This is a genomic window from Alteromonas gracilis (assembly GCF_036870955.2).
In the GTDB taxonomy this organism is placed as follows: domain Bacteria; phylum Pseudomonadota; class Gammaproteobacteria; order Enterobacterales; family Alteromonadaceae; genus Alteromonas; species Alteromonas gracilis_A.
Genome location: NZ_CP145482.2, coordinates 2,950,212 through 2,973,289 on the forward strand (window position 1 = coordinate 2,950,212; position 23,078 = coordinate 2,973,289).

22 protein-coding genes and 2 pseudogenes are annotated in these 23,078 nt (G+C 44.6%); 8 read left to right on the forward strand and 16 right to left on the reverse strand.

The features are described from left to right. The first annotated feature begins 43 nt into the window (after window positions 1-43). Window positions 44-1,733 (forward strand): annotated as a pseudogene (gene nadB / locus V6N89_RS14255) (L-aspartate oxidase). Between the two features lie 62 nt (window positions 1,734-1,795). Here nadB and V6N89_RS14260 read toward each other — a convergent pair. From V6N89_RS14260 to V6N89_RS14270, 3 genes are read right to left on the reverse strand one after another with little or no spacing between them, the layout of a single operon-like run. Beyond that, window positions 1,796-2,659 carry a MaoC family dehydratase gene (locus V6N89_RS14260; RefSeq protein ID WP_346992843.1) on the reverse strand — a complete coding sequence of 288 codons (864 nt, stop codon included), beginning with the start codon at window positions 2,657-2,659 and terminating at the stop codon, window positions 1,796-1,798. A 4-nt stretch (window positions 2,660-2,663) separates the two neighbouring features. Beyond that, entirely contained in the window at window positions 2,664-3,182 is a 519-nt protein-coding gene (locus tag V6N89_RS21795; protein WP_431189731.1) for a protein YgfX, read from the reverse strand. Further along, window positions 3,169-3,420 (reverse strand): succinate dehydrogenase assembly factor 2, encoded by a 252-nt coding sequence (locus V6N89_RS14270; RefSeq protein WP_338518147.1) that lies wholly within the window; start codon window positions 3,418-3,420, stop codon window positions 3,169-3,171. Before V6N89_RS14270 ends, V6N89_RS21795 begins: the two co-directional genes overlap by 14 nt. 186 nt (window positions 3,421-3,606) lie before the next feature. On the opposite strand from V6N89_RS14270, the gene V6N89_RS14275 reads away from it, so the two are divergent. Beyond that, on the forward strand, window positions 3,607-4,632 hold the full coding sequence (locus tag V6N89_RS14275) for a YgfZ/GcvT domain-containing protein (RefSeq protein WP_338518148.1): 1,026 nt from the start codon (window positions 3,607-3,609) through the stop codon (window positions 4,630-4,632). A gap of 105 nt (window positions 4,633-4,737) precedes the next feature. Further along, entirely contained in the window at window positions 4,738-5,253 is a 516-nt protein-coding gene (locus V6N89_RS14280) for an FKBP-type peptidyl-prolyl cis-trans isomerase (RefSeq protein ID WP_338518149.1), read from the forward strand. Between the two features lie 44 nt (window positions 5,254-5,297). On the opposite strand, the gene V6N89_RS14285 is transcribed toward V6N89_RS14280, so the two are convergent. Together V6N89_RS14285 and nadE are read right to left on the reverse strand one after the other, a co-directional pair. Further along, on the reverse strand, window positions 5,298-5,636 hold the full coding sequence (locus tag V6N89_RS14285; RefSeq protein WP_338518150.1) for a P-II family nitrogen regulator: 339 nt from the start codon (window positions 5,634-5,636) through the stop codon (window positions 5,298-5,300). A gap of 2 nt (window positions 5,637-5,638) precedes the next feature. After that, the gene (gene nadE / locus V6N89_RS14290) at window positions 5,639-6,475 is read right to left on the reverse strand and encodes an ammonia-dependent NAD(+) synthetase (protein ID WP_346993810.1); all 837 of its coding nucleotides are present in this window, start codon (window positions 6,473-6,475) and stop codon (window positions 5,639-5,641) included. A gap of 204 nt (window positions 6,476-6,679) precedes the next feature. On the opposite strand from nadE, the gene V6N89_RS14295 reads away from it, so the two are divergent. Further along, window positions 6,680-7,261, forward strand: a complete 582-nt coding sequence (locus tag V6N89_RS14295; protein ID WP_346992844.1) for a GspH/FimT family pseudopilin — start codon at window positions 6,680-6,682, stop codon at window positions 7,259-7,261. A gap of 27 nt (window positions 7,262-7,288) precedes the next feature. Here V6N89_RS14295 and V6N89_RS14300 read toward each other — a convergent pair whose 3' ends face one another. Next, on the reverse strand, window positions 7,289-7,663 hold the full coding sequence (locus V6N89_RS14300; RefSeq protein WP_338518152.1) for a type II secretion system protein: 375 nt from the start codon (window positions 7,661-7,663) through the stop codon (window positions 7,289-7,291). A gap of 92 nt (window positions 7,664-7,755) precedes the next feature. Between V6N89_RS14300 and V6N89_RS14305 the strand changes: the two genes are divergently transcribed. The 4 genes from V6N89_RS14305 to V6N89_RS14320 all read left to right on the forward strand — a co-directional run bounded on the left by V6N89_RS14305 (window position 7,756) and on the right by V6N89_RS14320 (window position 10,139). Further along, on the forward strand, window positions 7,756-8,340 hold the full coding sequence (locus V6N89_RS14305) for a prepilin-type N-terminal cleavage/methylation domain-containing protein (protein WP_346992845.1): 585 nt from the start codon (window positions 7,756-7,758) through the stop codon (window positions 8,338-8,340). Next, a complete protein-coding gene (locus tag V6N89_RS14310; protein WP_338518153.1) occupies window positions 8,334-8,930 on the forward strand; it encodes a hypothetical protein in 597 nt (198 codons plus the stop codon). Before V6N89_RS14305 ends, V6N89_RS14310 begins: the two co-directional genes overlap by 7 nt. 65 nt (window positions 8,931-8,995) lie before the next feature. Next, window positions 8,996-9,886, forward strand: a complete 891-nt coding sequence (locus V6N89_RS14315) for a hypothetical protein (RefSeq protein ID WP_338518154.1) — start codon at window positions 8,996-8,998, stop codon at window positions 9,884-9,886. Continuing rightward, complete coding sequence (locus tag V6N89_RS14320) at window positions 9,870-10,139, forward strand: hypothetical protein (RefSeq protein WP_346992846.1); 270 nt, start codon at window positions 9,870-9,872, stop codon at window positions 10,137-10,139. Before V6N89_RS14315 ends, V6N89_RS14320 begins: the two co-directional genes overlap by 17 nt. 46 nt (window positions 10,140-10,185) lie before the next feature. Here V6N89_RS14320 and V6N89_RS14325 read toward each other — a convergent pair whose 3' ends face one another. The 10 genes and pseudogenes from V6N89_RS14325 to ribF all read right to left on the reverse strand — a co-directional run bounded on the left by V6N89_RS14325 (window position 10,186) and on the right by ribF (window position 22,971). After that, window positions 10,186-10,647 (reverse strand): type IV pilin protein, encoded by a 462-nt coding sequence (locus V6N89_RS14325; RefSeq protein ID WP_346992847.1) that lies wholly within the window; start codon window positions 10,645-10,647, stop codon window positions 10,186-10,188. Between the two features lie 6 nt (window positions 10,648-10,653). After that, entirely contained in the window at window positions 10,654-14,724 is a 4,071-nt protein-coding gene (locus V6N89_RS14330; RefSeq protein WP_338518156.1) for a PilC/PilY family type IV pilus protein, read from the reverse strand. Between the two features lie 8 nt (window positions 14,725-14,732). Next, window positions 14,733-15,296, reverse strand: coding sequence for a pilus assembly PilX family protein (locus tag V6N89_RS14335; RefSeq protein WP_338518157.1), 564 nt, complete (start codon window positions 15,294-15,296; stop codon window positions 14,733-14,735). Continuing rightward, on the reverse strand, window positions 15,293-16,159 hold the full coding sequence (locus tag V6N89_RS14340; protein ID WP_346992848.1) for a PilW family protein: 867 nt from the start codon (window positions 16,157-16,159) through the stop codon (window positions 15,293-15,295). The genes V6N89_RS14335 and V6N89_RS14340 overlap by 4 nt, the downstream gene beginning before the upstream one ends. Then, window positions 16,156-16,806 carry a type IV pilus modification PilV family protein gene (locus V6N89_RS14345; RefSeq protein ID WP_431189732.1) on the reverse strand — a complete coding sequence of 217 codons (651 nt, stop codon included), beginning with the start codon at window positions 16,804-16,806 and terminating at the stop codon, window positions 16,156-16,158. Before V6N89_RS14345 ends, V6N89_RS14340 begins: the two co-directional genes overlap by 4 nt. A 290-nt stretch (window positions 16,807-17,096) precedes the next feature. Further along, entirely contained in the window at window positions 17,097-18,041 is a 945-nt protein-coding gene (gene ispH / locus V6N89_RS14350) for a 4-hydroxy-3-methylbut-2-enyl diphosphate reductase (protein ID WP_338518160.1), read from the reverse strand. A 2-nt stretch (window positions 18,042-18,043) separates the two neighbouring features. Next, window positions 18,044-18,511: an FKBP-type peptidyl-prolyl cis-trans isomerase gene (fkpB, locus tag V6N89_RS14355; protein ID WP_338518161.1), complete on the reverse strand. Its 468-nt coding sequence runs from the start codon at window positions 18,509-18,511 to the stop codon at window positions 18,044-18,046. Between the two features lie 14 nt (window positions 18,512-18,525). After that, window positions 18,526-19,075: pseudogene (gene lspA, locus V6N89_RS14360) on the reverse strand (signal peptidase II). Then, window positions 19,068-21,887, reverse strand: coding sequence for an isoleucine--tRNA ligase (gene ileS / locus V6N89_RS14365; RefSeq protein ID WP_346992849.1), 2,820 nt, complete (start codon window positions 21,885-21,887; stop codon window positions 19,068-19,070). The pseudogene lspA and the gene ileS overlap by 8 nt, the downstream one beginning before the upstream one ends. A 163-nt stretch (window positions 21,888-22,050) precedes the next feature. Continuing rightward, window positions 22,051-22,971, reverse strand: coding sequence for a bifunctional riboflavin kinase/FAD synthetase (gene ribF / locus V6N89_RS14370; protein WP_338518163.1), 921 nt, complete (start codon window positions 22,969-22,971; stop codon window positions 22,051-22,053). Between the last annotated feature and the right edge of the window lie 107 nt (window positions 22,972-23,078).

Below are 23,078 nucleotides of genomic sequence, written 5' to 3' on the forward strand. Positions count from 1 at the left end.
AGACTTGCCGAACCTTTGCTCGTTTGAATTGATATAAAAATACATGAAATCTGTATCGTCTTCACTAACTTCCACATCAAATGCTATAGAACATCGTTGTGACGTGTTGATAATAGGGAGTGGCGCAGCAGGTCTGAGCCTGGCATTAAAGCTTGCAGACCACTGCCAAGTTATCGTCTTAAGCAAGAGCGATAGAAACGAAGGCTCCACACGCTATGCACAAGGTGGTATTGCGGCAGTATTTGATGAACAAGACTCTATTGATGCTCATGTCAAAGACACGCTAAAAGCTGGCGGTGGATTATGTGAAGAGTCAGCGGTTAGATTTACAGCTGAACGCGCTAAATCAGCACTAGAGTGGTTAATAGGTTATGGCGTTCCTTTTGATACTGAAAAAAGTGAAACGGGCGAAGAACGCTTTCACCTTACAAGAGAAGGTGGACATAGCCACAGACGGATTTTACACGCGGCCGATGCTACGGGTGAAGCCCTGCAGATTACGTTAAACGATGCAGTTTCAACACACCCCAATATACATGTGTTCGAACGCTACAACGCCATTGACCTTATTCCCTCTAAGTCTAAAAAGAATCATTGCGTCGGCGCCTATGTTTGGAATAGGCAACAAGAACACGTCGAGGTTATCCGCGCACCTTTTATCGCACTGGCAACTGGCGGTGGCAGTAAAGTATATCAATATACGTCAAACCCTGATGTTTCCAGCGGCGATGGCATTGCAATGGCCTGGCGTGCTTAGCTGTCGCGTAGCAAATATGGAATTCAATCAGTTTCACCCCACTTGTTTATTCCATCCTCAAGCACGTAACTTTCTTATAACTGAAGCATTACGAGGAGAAGGCGCAAACTTGTGTCATGCGGATGGCACACGTTTTATGCATAAGTTTGATGAGCGCGGCGATTTGGCGCCAAGGGATGTGGTGGCGCGTGCAATTGATTACGAAATGAAACGCCTGGGTGCTGACTGCATGTACCTTGATATCAGTCACAAGCCCGCCGACTTTATTGTTAAGCATTTCCCCAATATTTATCGCAAGTGCCGTTCTCTGGGTATCGATATAACTCGAGAACCCATTCCCGTTGTACCAGCAGCACATTATAGTTGCGGTGGTGTTATTACCGACTTTAACGCAAAAACTGACTTAGACAATGTGTATGCTATTGGCGAAGTTGCCTATACAGGTCTCCATGGTGCCAATCGCATGGCGTCGAATTCATTATTAGAGTGTATCGTTTTTGCCACTGCAGCTGCTGACGATATCATTGGGAAGTTACCTACGGCAAACTGCCAAGAAACAATTGCTCCTTGGGATGAAAGCCAAGTATCAGACTCAGACGAAGAAGTCATTATTCAGCATAACTGGCATGAGTTACGTCTATTTATGTGGGACTATGTCGGTATTGTTCGCACTGATAAACGCCTAGAACGCGCCATGCGCCGCATAAAACTGTTGGAACAAGAGATTGCTGAGTACTACGCGCACTTTAGGGTGAGCAACAATTTACTTGAACTACGAAACTTGGTCACGGTTGCTGAATTGATTGTTCGTTGCGCTATGGAAAGAAAGGAAAGTAGAGGTCTACACTTCAACATCGATCACCCAGACCAAGTCAATGATCCTAAACCAACTATATTAGTTCCAAAACGACAGCTATCGGGCGCTGACGTTGGCTCACTGATTACTGAGGGTAGCTTTCTAGAAAGCGAGCAATAAGATTTTTGTTTAGATACTTAAGGGGGCTGTAGTGCAACTTTATAAATGCCTGCCCCCTGCCCTTAAAATGAGACGCTCATCGCTAAGTGAGTCACCGTCTCTTCTTCGTTAGTCACATCAATTAATGCTTCTGTGTCTGTTTTACAATGTTGCAAGATGTGGATGTGGTTGGGCAAGAAGACCGGTTTTTTGAATTGGCATCGAATGTCCGTAATATGACTAACGCCACTATTCTCTTGGTGAGCAACGAAGGCCGAAACCGCTCTGGCTAGTGTCCACATGCCATGAGCAATAGGCTTTTTAAAGCCAAAGGCTTTCGCAGAGACACCTGAAATATGAATCGGGTTGTAGTCTCCCGAAATTTTTGCGTAACGACGACCCGTATTCGACGAGGCACTTAACTCACTAATGAGCGCTTTTTCTTGTGTATAACACTCATCAGCAGCTTCATTACTCGCCACGCGTGGCGCAACATGAACCGCTTTTACCTTAACTAAATAACTACTTGTTGCACGATAAACAACTTTTCCGCTTTGCCAAGCTTCAAGCAGCACATCAACTTCCCACCCTCTTTGATGAGGTCGCACGTCATGAAAACGCACGCGGCATTCAAAAGCTTCACTTAAGCTGCATTCACGCTCCATAGAGACATGATTCGCTGAGTGAATCAACCCTAGCAGTGGAAAGGGGCTCTGTTTATCGAGTAAACATTGCATTTGCAAAGGCAAAGACAAGGTTTGTAAATACAATGGATGCATACCGTCGCTGGCAGGCCAGTCAACTTCTTGGCAATATTCACTGTAATGCACATTGTCGATAGACAGAGTTTTTGTGTAGATACGCTGTGGCAGTGTTGGCGGTTTGAATTGCATCAACTGATTTGCATCAACACGCTTAAACAACGCTCTTGTATACTCACGAAGCATCTAATTAATTCCTTGAAGACGTTCCCTTGCTTGCGAAAATTACGGCACGCGCCAATCTTCGATAATCAGCTTCAGAACATTCGTTTTTTAACACCCACGCTAAATGGGAATGGTCTTTGTCAAACCAACGGCGCTTAACACTGACAACCTCTAAACAAATTCCCCATGGAAATACTTGAGAGGAAGAGTGGATTTGCATGGGTGCACTACTGCAATGGCTAGAGAGAGGCGGCGTTTCACTATCAATGCTGCTTATTCTACCACTGTTTGTGAGTGAAAACGTATACCGCCGTGGTAACACTTTGTTACTAAATGTAGCGCTTTGACCCTCGCCTGTAAGAAACCCCGCTAGCAACACTGTCATAAAAGCACAATATACAAACGCCACAGTATGAGGTTGCACCCATGTCCACAAGGAGGGCGACATACTACCAAGCGATATCATTGAGCAGCTCACTATGCCAAGTGCACTAGCTACAGGCCTGCAATTTGAAGTCTTTACCGATATTCTATACTTTGACACGGTTCACAATGGTAGACACCATCGCGGCAAGCTCGGGGTCGTTGCATTTTTGGTGGCCCATGATCCATGCAAACAAATCTGGATCATCACTGGTTAGCAAGCGCTCAAACGTCACTTGGTCTTCATAGCTGAGTTCGTCAAATGCTTCTTCAACAAAGGGAAGTAAAAGTACATCTAATTCCAACATGCCTCTACGGCAAGCCCACTTTAATCGTGCTAGTCTTTTTGGTTCAAACATAGTGTCTTATTTTTTATTTAAATTACCTTTAAAATAATACCATGCTCAAGGTGTGAGGATCACTGCTCTTTTGGTCTGATATTGACATTCTAATATGGCGATATATTGACTCGTGTCAATCTGCCCTTGATTATCAGGTTTTACACCATACCTTACTCACATATCGTTGAACTAATGAGAAACAACATGTCGCAACTTCTTTCTTTAAACAGTATGCCTGACAACTATATCATTCGCTTAAATGAAGCTATGATCATTTCGCTAGAAGGTGAACAGGCTGATAGCTATTTACACGGCCAGTTAACTGTAAACATTAATAAGCTAGAAGGCGATACCGCTCGTCATTATGCGCATTGCGACAATAAAGGCAAAACCTGGTCTCTTGGCTATGTAGCCCGAGAAGGAAATCGTATTTTGATGATAAGTAACCAATCATCAGGCGCGCATTCTCTTGCTCAACTAAATAAGTACGGTGTGTTCTCAAAAGTAGATATCGTTGATGATACACAGGCTTACACTACGCTCTTCGTTTCATCGAGTATTGCACAAAAGCTGCTTTCGAAGGTATTTCAAGACACTGACTTTGTGGAACTGCTTGCAGAGGCACCGTCTCAAGATGCGCTTAGATGTGCTTCGTCAGAGGCGGGGATAATGTTTAATGCTGGATTACAGTCCCCAGGCCTTATTGTTGTGTTACGTAACGACGTTGCTGCAACGCTGCTCGACGCATTGAACGATGACATTGCGGTTTATGACCAAACAGTCTTTGACGCGCTTCAAATCAAAAGTGTACACGCTGCCATCGATGATAATGCAGTAGCTGAATATGTTCCTCAGATGATGAACGTCCAAGCGCTAGAGGGTATCGATTTTGATAAAGGCTGCTACATGGGCCAAGAAGTCGTCGCACGCACACGATTCTTAGGCAAAAACAAACGCGCAGCTTTTAGCTTTACACTGGACAGCGCTGTTGTGGTGCCAACAGGTTCTGCTGTTGAAAAGCAACTTGGCGAAAACTGGCGCATTGCAGGAAAAGTCATCCATAGCGCGATGCTTGGCAATGAAACATGGTTTTTAGCTGTGTTAAACAATGACACTACCACAGAAGATTTACACAGATTGGCTGATAATCATGATGTGACCTGCTACCCTAATGCACTACCGTACAATATTGAGCAACAGGCGAGCAATATTGTGAAAAAACGCCGATAGTATTTGAGCATGACAGCCTTTGAGCCTAAATGTGACGCAAAAGGCAACACGCTCCAAGTTATTTGTTTAAATGCCCTTATTAATAGGGCCTAAATAGGAATTGATATGACAATTACCTCTGACAGCGTAGTGACGCTGCACTACACCGTTTCCACTGAAGATGGCACATCCCTTGATTCATCTGAAGGAAAGTCACCTCTGGTAGTGCTTCTAGGGCGCCGCTTTCTAATTGAAGGGCTGGAAGATGCGTTAATCGGAAAATCTAAAGACGACAGCTTCAATGTTTCTGTCGAACCTGAAAAAGCTTACGGCGAACGCGCCGACGAACTTGTTCAAACAGTACCTCGCTCGATGTTCGAGGGTATGGACGTAGAAGTTGGTATGTCTTTTAGAGCAACCACCCCTCAAGGAGAGCAGTCAGTTATTATTATCGAAACCACTGACGAAGACGTGGTTGTAGATGGCAATCACCCATTGGCAGGTATTCCGCTTACTTTTGATGTAAAAGTAATTGATGTGCGAGAGGCAACAGCAGAAGAACTTGAACATGGACAAGCTCACTCGGAACAATCGAGCTGTTGTGATCCTGATACTGGCGAGTGTTCAGAGGATAAACACTAATTTTTTGCACTGGTATTAAAAAAGGGAGCGTTTGCTCCCTTTTTTTAAATAGCGTCTTCGTTTTGCTCGCCCGTTCTTATACGAACTGCTGTTTCGACGTTATATACAAAGATTTTTCCATCACCAATTTTGCCTGTTTTTGCAGAAGATTGGATAGCTTCTACAGCTTGCTCAACGCGATCGTCGTCAAGAACAAGCTCAATTTTTATCTTGGGAAGAAAATCCACTTGATACTCTGCACCACGGTAAAGTTCTGTATGGCCCTTTTGACGACCAAAGCCTTTTACCTCTGATACTGTCATCCCTGCAATACCGACTTCAGCTAGCGCTTCCCTTACATCGTCCATTTTGAATGGTTTAATGATAGCTTCAATTTTTTTCATGGCTACAACTCGTCGTAAATTGTTGGAATAGGTACACGTTTATGTTGTGTACGCTCATAAATATAGAGCAATTTTTCTTCTACTTCTGCAGAAACCGACTTACCCTCGAGGAAATCGTCAATTTGATCGTAGGTCATGCCGAGTGCTTGTTCATCCTCTTTTTGAGGTGAGAGGCTCTCTAAATCGGCTGTAGGCGCTTTAGTGATAACGTGATGTGGTGCACCTAAATGGGCGGCTATAGCGCGCACTTGGCGTTTGCTTAGACCAAAAAGTGGCGCTAAATCACATGCCCCATCACCATATTTTGTATAAAAGCCGGTAATATTCTCCGCCGAGTGGTCAGTGCCTAACACCAAGCCGTCGACCATTCCCGCAATTTCATACTGAATGACCATTCGCGTGCGCGCTTTAACGTTACCTTTGACGAAGTCTTTTTTAGCGTCACTATCTGGTAGCAAGCTTGATTGCATCAAGGCCTCTGAAGTCGACTCATGAATAGCATCTGCGCCAGGTTTGACGTTAACCGTCACCGCATGAGTTGGCTTTATAAAATCGATTGACTGTTGAGCATCAGCTTCATCAGCCTGCGTGTCATAAGGAAGGCGAACAGCGATAAACTGGTAACTTTCATGATTTTCTTGGTTTAATTCATCAACGGCTAACTGAGCAAGCTTACCTAAAGTACAAGAATCAATACCGCCACTGATCCCCAACACCAATGAGTTGAGTCCAGACGTTAATAACTGCTTTTTAATAAATGAGACTCGACGAGCAACTTCATATTCCAAGTCAATTTCAGGCAGCACTTTCATTTCTTCAATAACTGCTTGTTTTTGCATCATAATATCCACGTAATGTTGAGGCGTCCTGTAGATTGAGTTTACGATAATACACAAAGAGTTGTTAGTGTTATTATACTGTCGGCACAAGATTCAGTATAAAGTGTATATTCGCCTATGCGATAGCGCGTTTATACATACCTTAGTCTTACAAAAATAGTTTATCTTTACTCATATACCGATAGTCAGGAATCATAGCAAAGCATGAGTGCCAAATCAGTTTCTTCATCACGTTTCACATCGTTGAGATCTCAGAAAGGTCTAACGTTGCTAGAAATGCTGGTTGCGGTATCTATCTTGGCAATCGTATTGACTTCTGTCGCCCCAAACATACAAAGTATTCTTGTCAAAAATAAGATCACTTCTGACTTAAACAACCTTAGCGCTCTTGCTCAGCGCGCTCGATTTACCGCTGTCGATGAACAAACGTCTGTCGTATTGTGCCCGACAGAAAATTATTCTACGTGCTCAAACGATTGGAAAAGTGCAAAAATGGTATTCATTGACGCCAACACCAACGATCAACGTGATGATAGCGAGCCCCTCATTGCGACAAGCGACCCGTTAAATTCGGCCAATATTATTTATGGCATCAGTGGCCCCATTATTTTTAATGAACAAGGGGGGATTGATACGGCGGCAACGGTGACTCTGTGCCCTAAAACTAATGATAACAATTATGCATCAGCTCTACTCCTCTCCTTGTATGGTCGTATATCAGTAGCGGTAGACAGCGATGGTAATGGTATTAAAGAAGACCTGGCTAAGCGCAGAGCTAAGTTGTAGTTAATACTTCTAGCTGCCAGTTATTTACTAGCACATCTGAGGCGAAATGCCTTGTTCGGTCAAGGTTTGTGTTTTACAGACATGGCTTGTACTCAACCATGACATAACAACCTTAATTTCGTATTCATTATTAGTGCTTTTATTCTCTTCAACCGATACGCCTTTAATCTCAAGTATCGGTAACGCCGAAAGTGGTAAATACATCCCTGTTTGAAGCCAATGCCTCGCCTGAATTGCCTGAAGCTGCATAAGATAGCTGGAAACCTTCAGCTGATTCACTTTTCGATTTGCTCCAACAGTATTCACTACTATTGCTACCGCTAAAATACTTATTACAGCCAGCGTACATAACATTTCTATGAGTGTAATTCCTTTACTACGTATCGACTCCACGAATGCCATTAAATCCCCTCCTTAGTACAGCTTCATAAATTAATGTTTGCCAGTACATTTACGCTATCAATTTAGCGAAAGAGCGTTAACCGAACCTGCGTATGGTTTTAATGAAGTCACGGAAGAATCTAAACACCACTGGTAAAAAAACAAGGAATTGTGAGCGCCACAACAGTGGCTACACTCTTCTCGAGCTTATGATTGTTGTCGCGTTAATATGCACTGTAAGCGCGTTATCAATTCCTTCTTTTTATCATTGGAAACAAGAGACAGAATTTAAGTATGTATTGCGTGCTATTACAGACATAGCGCATAGGGCAAGAGTAAGTTCAATTACACTGAATAAGCCGATTCATCTGAAAATAGGTTTGGAAGATACTCGCTGTATAGCAATTAGCGAAAACGACAGCTGTGATTGCACTACAAAAGAAAAATGCAGTGTAAATGGAAAAGTTTGGGCTTTTGATTTTGTTGATACAAAGAGCAACGTGAGTATTAGTACGAATTCTACCAAAAAGTTGAAAGCACACTCCATCACGTTCAATTCACAGGGAACGCTACACTTCGCCAACAATAGCACCTTGTACGTTCAGAGCTTACCGCTTAAAGCAAAAGTGACCATCAGTGTATTAGGGAGAATAAAAACCTGTACCAGCGAGCCAATGACAGGATTCTCTAAATGTTGAAGACGGAAGGTATGACGCTTGTCGAGTTATTGATCGCAACAGCATTAGGTGCCTTGGTATTGTCATTGAGTACAAGCCACATCGCCTTTTTACATCACTCATTTCAAAAAATGAACCGTCAAATTGCGCTGAAGGACGAAATGCGCATGTTACAACAGCTTTTAACAGCACAGCTGCAGCAGGCAAATTTTGTGATGCGCACAGCCACCGCATTACCAGAAACAAGCGAACTAAAAAGTTCTGTTGCTATCAGTCAATTTGACGGCGAGTTACCTAATAGCTGTATCACGTTTACTACCGACAAAGACCATAGCGGCGACATTGAATTAACGGGAGCCGAGTTTGTTGGTTTTCGACTGCGCGACAATGCGATTGAGCAAAGCGTCTCTGGAGCACTATGTGACAAAAAAGGATGGCACGATATTACTGATGCAAATACAACGACTGTAGAAAGCTTCAATGTTAGCCCGCTGTCACTCACGTCCCTAGGCGCCGTCTTTGCTGTGAACATGAAAGCGTCGTGTAAGAAAGACAGCACTATCAAGCACACACTAAGCTTTACGGTAACTGCACTGAATGTTCGCTCGTGAGAATGAATATGCCTGTAAGTTTCTTGCCCATTTATTACGTTCAATAAACAAAGAGTAGCCTAATCATGACTTATGGTAGAACGAGCAGAAACGTAAAAGCGCCTACTGAAGCGCAATCAGGTATGGTGGTCATGTCAATTGTCATTATTCTTTTGGTAACGACCACACTATTGACAAAATTTACTGCACAACGCATTCAAGCATATCAAGATATGACTAAGGCGATTAACTCTACAGTCGAAACCGAAATACGATTAGTTCAAGCGCAACGAGACATTGGAAGGCAATTGCGTACTAAAAATGTTGAAAGCATAATACTTAGCGAGACCGACATTAGCTATGACATAGTTTCAACACAGCTCGAGGGTGACAAGCAGCAAGCACTAGCCCAATATATCGTCTCGGTGTCGACAGCAAATTATACTGCAACGTACACGGAGCAATATCTCCGCTATCCGGCAATAATTAACACCGCACAATTAGCACTGCCCATTACATCTTTTGACGATATAACTGACCAACTTTTCAACCGCCAGTTAGGCGAATTAAGCCCACTTTACTTCCCGGATATCGTGGCTCTAGATAACTGCGATACATTGCTTGCGGGCCAACATTACTGGATAACGGGCGATTGCAAGTTGAGTAGCTCAGGTTTGAAGGGCAACTCTGCGAAATCACCTATGCTTATCATTGTAGAAAATGGAGATATTCACCTATCAGCCAGTACTGCTTTTTATGGGTTATTAGTGCAGATATCAGATAACGGAAGTAACTATTCGCTAAAGGTGGAAAATGGGGCTTCGATAGTTGGTGCGCTAACGAGTAACAAAACGCTCAACACAATGTTAATGGGCGATGTAAATCACTCACAAGAAACATTGAACATGCTTCAGCAACAACCAGCATTACAGAAGGTCATTCCGATACCCGGGAGTTGGTATGCTAGCACTGAATAAGCCGACAACTTGTCGCGGTGCAATATTGATAGAGGTACTTGGTGCTGCGTTTTTTTTCATTGCAACGGCTGCATTGTTATTGCACTGCCAAACCAACATTGCACTACAGCTACACGCTATTGAACAAGAGGAAAAGCTACAGCAACATCAACAGGATAAAAAGCAAAAGGCCTCAGTAGAGACCTTTTATGAACAGCAATGGCAGGACATAAGTAGGTTTGGCAACTTAACCGTCAAATCTGCGCAGCAGTAATAACTTACGTCGCAATTAGCCCTGGTATTATAGTGGTTTCAATCGCTTAACAAGACCAACAGTATTCGGTAGATTCTAAGCTTCCGTTATTATTTTGATCCCAGCCTTTGCGACCATCACTAAAGTAAAAAAGCGCACCATCTGAAGCTTGTGTTGAACCACTGACTGGGGTGGCTTTTAGCTGATATGTATTTGCCCCAGATGCCACTATCGTTAAGTCATATCGCTTGTTACTGACAGGCTCTGAAGAAGGAGAATGGGTTGCGAATATGGTAGGTTCCCCTGTGTCACTGCCACCGCTACCTGCCCCCTCGTAGCTAAATGCACCGCTATGATGTCGTTCCATAGCCGCGGCAAACGCCAATAGGTCAGCTTGTCCGGTACCACGGTAACTATCTGCTACTACGCCCTGATAAGATGGGTAGGCAATAGCGGCAATGATGCCAACAATCGTAACCACAATCATAAGCTCTATAAGTGAAAAGCCGCTGTGCCGATTAGTCTTCATAAGGAATTACTCTCTCTCTGTCTCAGAATGCCAACTACCGCGTTGAATGCGCTCAAATCTACCATAAATGTTTTCAGCAAGACATTCGAAAGCTGATAAACAGTCTTCGTTGTTGCCGTCTTCATCAACATCGATTACCGCAGAGACACACTCTGTACCCAAGCAAACTACCGGACTAACGATGTCCTCTATGAGGATTTTCGTCTCAGGAGCAATCCCTGTTTGTTTAAGTTCAGCAACCCTATCTCCATCGTCAAGCACCCCGTTATTATTTAGGTCTGTTACTGCATTTCCGTTGAATAAACTCACCAAATAAGCGCGACTGTTTCCAGTTGGCGGTGCACAAGCGCTGGTGCTGCTTGAAGCAGGTACATAAGTTGTAAAGAACACCTTGTAATCAAGAATGAGCGGTGAAGCTAATACTTTTTCACCATTGGTTGTGAGGTTAAGATACCACCCAGCCTTGTTTGCAAACGTTGATGACGCCAACTCTCGCTCAGACTCATCGCCACTGGTTAATGCATGGCTAGTAGCATTGTACATATCACTCTCGTACACCGTAGGCATAAACGTAAATTCGTTATCGATGGTTCTTTGGAACACGCCACTGTCTTTTAGCATATAGAAATTATCTTCTACCACAGTATCTAGTGGAGAAGCGCGCCAACCCGTGCCTAGCGCTACGCCGTAATAAAGCTCATCACCCAAGGCGATTTCAGTCACATCAGGGCCATAATAGAAGCGACGATTGGTTTCTGCGGTATCTCCTCCAAAGTCGGCAAGTCGCGCGCCTTTGATAAAGTTCGAACCTGATTTACCGTTGTAAATATCCAATCTGAAAAGCTGGCCACCTGTGTCAGCCACATACATATGGTCGGCAAAGCCGTCGTTATCTCGATCAATCACCGAAATACGACCTGGGATACTGTATGTCATGTGTTCAAGGTTCAAGTTTGCGTCGGCATTACTGGCCTGCCACAATAGGCTTCCGTTATCTGCGTCAAACATAAATACTGCGTTGCCTATACCATCATTGGAACGCACAGCTCTATCATCTTGAGCGTTGTCATAACCGCCACCTACAATCATGACATCTTTCACTTGGTCGCCCATACGCACCTTAGTGATAGTTGGACGTGACCATGTTTGTCCTAGTTTAGCTAATTCACCGCTGCCACCTTCAATTTTAAATTTGAGCGTTGGCGCCGTTTTATTTGATACATCAAATACGTAGTAATTCTGCCCGCCTCGTCGCATACCGACATACAAATACAATTTATCTTCCACAGTGCGAAGTATTAAATCACCATCGATACCGTATTTGTGTTCGAAAGATGAGGCATCTTTATAGAAATGGTGAAGGTTTTGCAGCAGCTCTTTAGGCATTATTGCGAAATTTTCTTCGCCCGTCTCAGTGTCGAACGAATGCAGCATCCCCTGATTAGTTGCAACGAAAATAGCTGAATCGTTTGTCCCGTAGTTTACAATGATGGGCTGCGAATGAATGGGATCCCCCATTTGAGGACGGTAGTCAGACGTACTTCCATCGCCATTGTCATCCTTTACATCAACACCGCGCGCCCATTTTAATATGGCATCTCTTAGCGCTTCTGCATCAGCTTCATCCTGTAACCCTAAATCATTTACGGTTATGTTGCTGTTATCCTCATGAAGCGCATTAGCTGTTTGCACTATTCCACCAGCACCATCAAACACATAGATATTTCGATTACTGCCAAGCTTACTTGCAGCACCGCCTTCACTAACTTCACTTCCATCTGCCAGTGTGGACCAATAGCTATGTGAGTTCTCTGCGAAGAACCCTGTAACACTATCCACCGCACTAGCGCTGTTTTTATCGAGGATTTTGTCACCACTTAAACGATAACGTTTTAAGTTCCCTGGCCAAATAGCGCCTTCACTTGGCTTAAACAAAGCGAAATACAGCTCATCACGGTGCGTTAGACGGTTAAGCTGGTTGACGGCCACACCAGGCGACACAAACGTTGCATTGATGTCTTTTACCGAACGTAGAATAGTATTGAATGCTTCTAACAAGTCTGTGCTGTTATCCGCTTGATAGAAGCCACCTCCACTTTGCAGCGCTAACTGGTTAAGGAAGTTGTTTGCTGTACTGTTAGCAGCAAACCCAATGGTATGTGTAATCACGCGAGGGCCGATTACAGAGGTTTCCGACTTACTTAAATTCTTAACGAGGTCTAAACCACATTTTTCACCGCCACTTCCCGTGCACGATTTACCTAACAGCGTCTGAATTTTACTAACACTATGGTTGTTATTCGCTTCACCATCAGACAATAAGACGATGTGGTTGTTGGTCTGACACTGTAAGTCAGACACAGGGGAAATATACGTCGCTCCGCTAGGTATGGCTTCATTAATACACTTGCTGCTAGAAAGATTATCGACAGTACAGCCTGAGGGTAACACTGAATCTTCACCAATGTAGGAGCTTCTATGGCTTACGCGGGTGCTGCGACGCACAGAACTACTCACACTGCTCTCACCACGTTTTAAGCCATAGTCGACATCCAAGCCCCCATAATAATTTGTTGCTTCTAACAGCGTATCTACAATAGGCGTAAAACCATTAGCACTGAGCTCATCTATTTTGCTTACCAAGTGTTCCCTTACTGTAGCAGAGGCTCCCGGAGTTGCTGAGCCGTTAAACTTAACGATGAGTCTAGGGGCCTTTGACGGAGACCCTCCATACGTGTAAGCCCCTCGGTAAGAAACAAAATTATCCAGAACAAATGCCATATTATTGCCAGGCACCCAACCCGGGCGGTCTACAATACTTTTAACGATAGAGCTTATGTCCGGAGACTGGTAATCGCCATTGCTATAGAAATCGGGCATAGACCAGTTTATTCCGTCAGTTTTGGGTAAATTGTGAATGCGATACCGCTTATTAGGATGGAAATCTTGTGCACTATCGTCAGCAACACCGCGAATTCGCATACTTGGGCTGCCATACGTTCTAGTGCTGTATCCGGTGAATTCCAAATAAGCCTCAGTAATTTCAGCGCCCTGAGGAATATTTACATTTCTGAATCGAATACCTACATAATCGTTGTAGTATGCATTGAATGTAAGCTCATTCCCGGTATTTGGGTAGCCGTTTGTGTCTTCTTCAGAGTTATCTTTTGAATTAGCGACTTGATAAATCCCCTCACCTTCAATACAACCCGTCGCCGTAGAATCATCATAAGAAACCACAAGCTGTGGCGCCCCACTTTGGCCCACATCACTGGCTCGCGCTTCTCTGCTGCTCGCCGAGTCGGAGCTACTACCTTCAATAAGGATATTTAAATCTTTTCCGCCACACCAAGCACTTAAATCGACGATTTCTTGAATGACAGAGCTGATATCGGGCGTCGTGACGACTTCACCCGAAGAAGGAAAACTGTTATCTGTAGACCATTCAATGTTGGCAGCCGTCTTTGTTCTTGATGTAAGGTTGTTATTGGTATTTGAAAAAGCCGTGCTTGAGGCGTTCGCCTCGCCTGAAATAATTAACGATGTCCCCGCAACATTAAACTTCTCTGACGTAAACCGAATACTCGCGCTAACGATAGTCGCACCTTGAGGTATATTTAAGTCGGTGAAACGCATGCCAGAGGTAACGGTCGCTGTCCCCTGACTCAAGACTAAGTCATTGCTATCGGTGGTTACTGAACCATTGATTTCATGTGCATCATGGTCATCATCATTGGTAGAGACAATAATTTCGGGTCTAACTGCATCATCAATATCGCGAATGGGATAAAGAATAGGGCCACCGAAGTCAGAAAAACGCATTAACCCCGCGTTGATATTGGTTGCCGAACCGAGCGCATCCTTCAATGCATTTTGCACCCGAAGCATACGGGTTTGTGAAGTTCCATCGTATGCCCCCATGCTGCCCGATGAGTCCATGATGAACAGTACATTAGGGTTGTAGGTAACGGCACTATTTGCATTGCCGAGGTAGATGTCTAAGTCATCCCCTACCGCTGAGAAGCCAATACAACTGAAAAGCGTAATGGAAGCAATATAACTCGAAATTTTTTTCATAACGCCACCTATTGAGATGCTGGACCAAACACTGATGCTGCAAGCGTATTCGCCACGACGGACGATTTACCAGACACCTTTCCACAACCGCGAATAACAAATACGTGACAGTTAATGTTGCTGCCACCAATGACATTACTCGAACCTCGACAAGCCTGTTCCCTGACAAACGCCGTACGAGACCAACTTTTTGATGACGCTTCAGTTTGGTAAGTTCCATCTGTGACATGTCTGTCGCCAACGGCTAACCCTCCTACTGTCATGTATCTATCTGTCCAAGCGCCTTCATCAAAACAGCTCATGGAATCCACGGTAGGGTCAAACACATTTCCCTGACGCGCTTCTGACAGCGGGTCAGTTTTTGTTGCATCGCTTAGCAAAATCTCATCTTCCGATTCGAAAAACACGCCCGCGATTGCAGATTCTGCAGCGTCAAACGCAAGGCCACTTTGCTGCATGGACACCGCCATTTTTGATTGGGACAAACTGCTCGTCACAGCACTAACGCCCAACACTGTGATAGACAGCAGCACCAAAAGCGCAAAAACCATCACTAAACCTTGCTGCTTCATTGCGAACTCCTAACAAAATTCTTCATATTGCGAAGGGCTAATGTCTTTGAAAAAACCTGATAATAATGAGATGTATCCATGGTTTTTGCCGCTTCATTAAGCAGCGCATACTGCTGCGCTTGCGTTTGCTGCACTTCGTTTTGATAGCTTTTGAGCATTAATGCCCATCTAATTGACACGACCTGTTGATTATCATCGCGTAATGCTTCAACAGCATCTGCAGTCACATAACGAATTGCCTGGCCTCGAGAAGAGGTAATAACGTCTGACACACCGAACTGTATTTGAAAGCTCTCTACGTTATCCAGCAGAGTCACCGTTTCTGGCGTTTTTACTTCGGTTTTTAACCCTCTTAGCACGCGACCGTCGTACCCGGTACACTTAAGAGCACTACCGCTAACAAAGTAGTAATTAACCACGTGAAATTCGGCATCCGTAGCATAGCCGTGATTGCTGCCAGTACAGTCTTTTGTTCCCTGTAAACTGACGGCTAGCTTGTCGCTGCCGCCTGAACCGGTTTGCACACTGCCTAAACTTGTTTGTGATGCAAAATCACCAGGCAGCGCTATTGGATTGTTATGAACATAAGCAGCCTCAGCGATAGTATCTACCGAATCATCCACACTAGCTGTAATAAGGTCGTAGCGACCCACTTCGTAAAACTCAGCGGAAAGGCGCCCCATGATAAAGCGGCCGGACTCTTGTACTTGTGCCACGGCTTGGTTGAGCTTATTCGTTACACTACTACTTACCAGCACCTGGATAACCGCGGCCGAGATAATCAAACCCAGAGTAAGCGTAATCATTAGCTCAACCAGTGAAAAACCTTTCTGATTGTGCATAACGCAAGATTGATTTCTCATAGTGTAATATCCTTGAAGACGCACGCATTGCTGTCTCCGTCTTGTGTATTACACCTCGTGTTAAGCGTATATTTCTGATTGCCCGAAGAAGTAACAGGCCAAGAAAGTAGAATGGCGACACGTGAACCAGCACTGCAGCTATAAATATCTGCGTTATTGTTATCATCACAACTTACGCTTACTGTCGTTTGTGGGTTCGTCTGTACCGCTGAACACGATAGTGCCCAGCCATCGTACTGTGCCATCTGAACTTCATCACAGTCTTGGCCTTCACAATTTGGGATGCCAGCAGGCCGAGTTAAACAAAAACAACGATATGGGTGACTTGACCCTGCACAGCTCAGCCCAGAAAAATTGTAGTTGGATGCCGTAAAATAATTGTTAGGAACAACCATGCCATCGCCGACCGTCGCAGGTCGTGCTGCGGCTCTTAACCGCTCAGCCACTTGAGCGGCAACCATTTCAGCCTGAGTTCGACTGATAGCATCCTTATTGGCAAAAGAGCCAGTGAATTGCAATGCCGCAACACCTAAAAGGCCGACCGCAAGAATAAACAGAGTAATGAGGATTTCAATTAACCCTGCGCCTCTTTGTTTTTCAAAGCGGTTATGCACTACGCTCTTCATAGTCACCTTGCTTACCGTCATTAACCTAGCCATATGATTACGCTTACTTTTGGCACTATCGCCAATATAGTATAATAAGACAAAATAGAATGAGACTGGGTATTATTGGTTATTAAAACGTATAATTTTAATAAGAAAGTCTACGCAAAATAGTATTGAAATGGTAATAAAGCAGGGCTTTAAGGTATTGGTTTTTATTCGCTATTGCTCACTCTACAACGAATAGCGCTAATGTACCCACCTGAACTAAAAACACCGCAACAGAGTGCGGTGTTTTCATTTATTGGTTTTTTATCGTGGGGATACTTGTTCTATATCACTTGTTTGACACGGAGTTCTTTAGGAACGGCAAACTCTACGTTCTCTTCTCTTCCCAAGCGCTCTGATGCCGACACAGCTCCCCACTCGTTCAAACGATTCACAACACCTTGAACCAACACTTCAGGCGCTGATGCCCCTGCGGTTACGCCAATGTGCTCTACGCCTTCAAGCCAAGACTTTTGTATGCAGTTTGCGTCAGCAATTAGATATGCTGTGGCACCAATTTTTTCTGCAAGTTCTCTCAAACGATTAGAGTTAGAGCTGTTCTGTGCACCAACCACTAACAGCACTTGGCAATCCTGCGCTAGGTCGCGTACTGCATCTTGACGGTTTTGTGTTGCATAACAAATATCGTCTTTTCGCGGACCATTGATTTGTGGGAACTTAGCACGCAGCGCGTCGATAACGTCCGCCGTATCGTCAACAGACAATGTCGTTTGGCTGCAGTAATAAAGGTTTTCAGGGTCTTTTACTTCTAAGGTAGCAACATCAGCTTCAGACTCAACAAGATAGATTCCGCCTTTCTCGTTGTTGTATTGTCCCATTGTACCTTCAACTTCTGGGTGCCCTGCATGTCCAATTAACACGCACTCTGTGCCAGTTTTACTCGCGCGCGTGACTTCCATGTGCACTTTGGTTACTAAAGGACATGTCGCATCAAACACTTTTAGGCCGCGATCATCGGCTTCTCTTCGCACGGCCTGTGAAACCCCGTGAGCTGAAAAAATGACGATACTACCATCTGGCACTTCATGCAGCTCATCAACAAACAATGCGCCGCGTTCACGAAGCCCATCAACGACAAACTTGTTGTGAACCACTTCATGACGAACATAAATAGGTGGCTCAAACATTTCTAACGCGCGCTCTACAATGGTAATGGCTCTATCGACGCCAGCACAAAAGCCTCTTGGGTTTGCTAAATGAATTTGCATAATTAGTTTCCGCCCTGCGCACTCGCGCCAGGTTTTACATCTACAATCTCAACATCGAAAACAACCGTTTGCCCAGCAAGCGGGTGATTAAAATCTACAGTAACCGAATCGCCAGCTACACTTCTGATAATACCCGGAATTTCCGAGCCATCTGGTTGAGCAAAGGCCAAAATCATGCCCTCTTCAATACTCAAATCAGAACCAAAGCGGCTTCTGTCCATGTAATGAATGTTATTTGGGTTGGGCTCACCAAATGCATCGTTAGCTTGAAGGGTGAACGCTTTTTTATCACCTTTTGAAAGGCCCAATAAACACGCTTCAAAGTTTGGTGTAAGGCTACCATCGCCCATCACCATTTTTGCAGGTTTATTGTTCACGCGTGTACTGTCTGCTGCTGAACCATCTTCTAACTTCAAATCGAAGTGAAGAATGACTTCACTGTCAGCACCAATTACTAAAGAATCTGTCATGACCGTCCCGGAGATTACTTTGAGGTTTCACTATTGTCGGCTGTGTCTTGCACATGGCCTTTAGATTCTGAACCTTCGCGCTTTTCACCATTTTTGATCATATCTATGATCAAAAGTGCTGCACCAATAAAAATAGCACTATCGGCAATATTAAACGCAGGCCAGTGATAATTGTTTACGTAGAAGTCAAGAAAGTCGATGACATAACCATGTACAAGTCTGTCATACACGTTTCCTAACGCTCCACCTAAGATAAAAGCAAACGCAATGGGCAACATTTTTTGCGACCGAGGAGATTGCTTTAACCACCACAAAATAACGACACTTACTACCACAGCTATACCTAGTAAAGAACCATCTCTGCCAGCCACCAGCGCTATCCAAAAAGCTAAACGCCGCGCCGTAGTTATGTACATAGGTGAAGTTAAAGAAAGGTAATACTTGAATCGACTGATATAACGACATCGAATCAATTACCGCGTACTTGCTCCACTGGTCAAGGATAAACGCAATTGCGCTTATCCATAAAAATCGTAAACCCGTTTCGCGAAATAGCTTAAGCATAATGGCGCTCTTCTCCATCACCATCGATGTTAGTCACACAACGACCACATAATTCTTCGTGGCCTTCGTGCGTGCCTACATCATCACGATGGTGCCAGCAGCGTACGCACTTCGCGCCACTTGCTTTGTTAACGGTTAGCCACAAGCCTTCTACGTCGGTATCGTTTGCACCTTCTGGTGCACTTTCAACTTTCGTCAGCGTAACACCTGATGTAATAAGCACGAAGCGAAGTTCATCTTCAAGTTTTGACAATACATTGTATAAAGATTCAGATGCATACAATGAGATATCAGCTTCTAATGAGCCACCAAGTTCACCGTCCTTACGTGCTTGCTCCATGGCTTGGTTAGCCGCATCTTTAACACTAAGTACCTGATGCCAAAAATCATCATCAAAGGCTTCACTTTGCGTAAATGTTGCAAAACCTTCATACCAAGTTTCAGTAAATACGAATTCACTGCGCTCGCCAGGTAGCGTTTCCCAAATCTCTTGAGCAGTAAAGCTCATGATTGGCGCCATCCAGCGTACTAATGCTTCGATAATGTGATACATAGCGGTTTGGCAAGAGCGACGCGCTAGGCCGTCGGCTTTGGCTGTGTATTGACGGTCTTTGATCACATCAAGATAGAATGAGCCAAGTTCAATAGAGCAGAAGTGCATTAACTTTTGCGTCACCACCAGCAAATCATACTTCTCGTAGGCCTCAACCAATTCCGTTTGTAGCGCTTTTGCACGTGCAACAATCCAGCGGTCAAGTGCGACCATATCGTCTTCGGCAACGGCATCTTCAACGCTAAACCCATTAAGGTTAGACAGTAAGAAGCGAGCCGTGTTACGTACACGGCGATACGAATCGGCCGCGCGTTTTAAAATTTCATCTGATACCGCAATTTCACCGCGATAGTCTGTCGAGGCAACCCAAAGGCGCAAGATGTCCGCACCGAGTTTATTGGTGACTTCCTGTGGAGCAACAACGTTGCCCACAGACTTAGACATCTTGCGGCCGTGCGCGTCTACCGTGAAACCATGTGTTAGCACTTCTTTATATGGCGCATGTCCGTGCATCGCTGTTGAAGACATCAATGATGACATAAACCAACCGCGGTGCTGGTCAGAGCCTTCAAGGTAAAGGTCAGCAGAAGCGGGAATGTCATCGCGCTGGTCGACAACAAAATAGTGCGTCACGCCCGAGTCAAACCATACGTCTAAGGTATCGGTCACTTTCTCATAGTGCTCAAATTCACCGCCTAACAGCGCAGAATCGTCAATATCCCACCAGGCCTGAATGCCTTTAGACTCCACTTCAAGCGCAACCTTTTCCATCAATGCCGCAGACTCAGGGTGAATCTCGCCAGTGAGTTTATGCACGTAAAGTGGAATAGGCACACCCCACGTACGCTGACGCGAGATACACCAATCTGGTCGCCCTTCTACCATTTTTTCGATGCGGTTTTGGCCCCAATCAGGGATCCACTTGGTTTGCTTAATTTGTTCAAGGGATTCTGCACGCAATCCTTTTTTGTCCATGCTGACAAACCATTGAGGCGTTGCACGGAAAATAATTGGCGTTTTATGGCGCCAGCAGTGTGGATAGCTGTGCTCGTATTTAACGTTTAGAACAAGGTTGCCCTTTTCTTTAACGGTTTCGATGATTTCGTCATTCGCTTTAAATACAAACTTGCCCGCAAACAGCGGGGTGTTTTCAAGATAAACACCGTTGTTGCCAACCGGGTTATACACTTCAATGTCGTACTTCTTGCCCACATTGAAATCGTCTACACCGTGCGCAGGAGCAGTGTGAACACAGCCTGTACCTGACTCAGTAGTTACGTGCTCACCAAGAATGAGTGGTACTTCAAGGTCAAGGAAAGGATGATTAACCTTCAGATTTTCTAGCGCCTCACCGGTACAAGTCGCAACTTCGCGGAAATCTTCAACACCATAGCGGCTCATGCAGCTTTCAAGCAGGTCTTGTGCAACCACAAGCCACTCGTTTGAAGGCTGAACTTCAACAATGGCATAGGTTAATTCAGGGTGTAAGCTAATTGCGCGGTTCGCAGGTAGTGTCCATGGAGTAGTCGTCCAGATAACCACGCCCGCTTTATGTGCCGTTAGGTCATCTTCAGTGACACCAAAAGCCTGTGCAATGGCCGCAACATCAGCAACCGGGAACTTCACATCGATAGCTGGCGACACTTTATCTTTGTACTCAACTTCTGCTTCCGCAAGCGCAGAACCACAATCTGTACACCAATGTACCGGTTTAAACCCCTTCTCTAGATGGCCAGAGTCAACAATTTTACTTAGCGCGCGAATGATGTCGGCTTCAGATTTGAAGTCCATGGTTTTGTACGGGTTATCCCAAGCACCGAAAATACCTAGGCGTTTGAAATCAGCCATTTGTCCGTCAATTTGCTTTTGCGCATATTCACGGCATTTTTGGCGAAACTCTGCCGCTGTTACTTTCTTACCTGGCTTGCCTACTTTCTTTTCTACCATTAATTCGATAGGAAGCCCGTGGCAATCCCAACCCGGAACATATGGGGCATCAAAGTCAGACAAAGACTTTGATTTTACAATGATATCTTTAAGAATTTTATTAACCGCGTGACCAATATGAATGTCGCCATTTGCATAAGGAGGGCCATCGTGAAGAATAAAAGGCTTTTTACCTTGTTTTGCTTCACGAATTTTGTTGTATACCCCTTTTTCCTGCCAGTCTTTAAGCATTTTTGGCTCGCGCTGAGCAAGGTTACCGCGCATAGGAAACGCAGTTTCTGGAAGGTTCAATGTGGCTTTGTAATCACTCATAAAATTGTATTATCCGGTTACCTTAGGTTTCATCTAATGCCTGATGGGCATTGTGAAGGCGTTCAATTTTTTCTACTGTGAGGCTTTCACCGCTATCTGCAGTAAACAATCCTCACCGCACGTTAATTCACACGTATTCGTTTTGAGACTTTATCACGATTAACTACGCCAATAACAGACGCGCTTGCGCTGCATCAGCTTGTATTTGGTCTTTTAATGCCTCAAACGAGGCGAATTTAATTTCATCTCTTATTTTGGCCATTGGGAATACCGTAATTGGCTTCCCATACAAATCAGTAGAAAGGTCAAAAATGTGCACTTCTAACTGATTTCTTTCGCCGTTTAAGGTTGGTCTTCGGCCAATATTGGCAACACCGTTGTAGTGTTTGTCTTCTATATCTACACGCACTGCAAACACACCATGAATGGGCGTTTTTTGCCGTTTAAGCATGACGTTAGCAGTGGGAAACCCTATCGTTCTGCCCTTTTTCTCGCCGTGAACCACGCGACCATGGATAGCAAAAGGTCTGCCTAACATTTCAGTCGCTAGCCCAAATGCACTATCAGAAAGTGCTTCTCTGACAGCTGTTGAGCTAATGCGATGAGCGTGCATTGTAAAGCTCTGCGTACTAACAACCTCGAAGCCGTACATTCGACCAGCGGCTTTGAGCATCTCAAAATCGCCTTTACGTCCATTGCCAAAGCGAAAATCATCACCGACAACAAGAAATTTCACGCCGAGTTTGTCAACCAATAAGTCTTGGACAAACGTATCTGCGCTCTGTTTAGCAAAGTCCGCATTGAAACGCACTGCAAGTAGTCGGTCTACACCCTGCTGTTTTAGTAACTCGTATTTTTCGCGAAGTGGACTAATTCGAGCTGGTGCCTTTTCAGGCATAAACACTTCTTCTGGCTGAGGTTCAAAAACCATGACCGTTGCGGGCAATGATAGTGACTTGGCTTTTTCGAGTACATTTGCCAATACGGCTTGATGACCACGATGCACGCCGTCGAACTTGCCAATAGTGAGCACACACCCTTTATGATGGGGTTTTACATTGTTGAGCCCGCGGATAAATTCCACTGTTAGCCACTACCTTTTAACTGCTAGAAAATCAAAGCTCGCGATTATAGCCGACCGCGAGCACAATACCAAGCGCAAGGCCTAAGCCCTTTATTACTTACCCACCT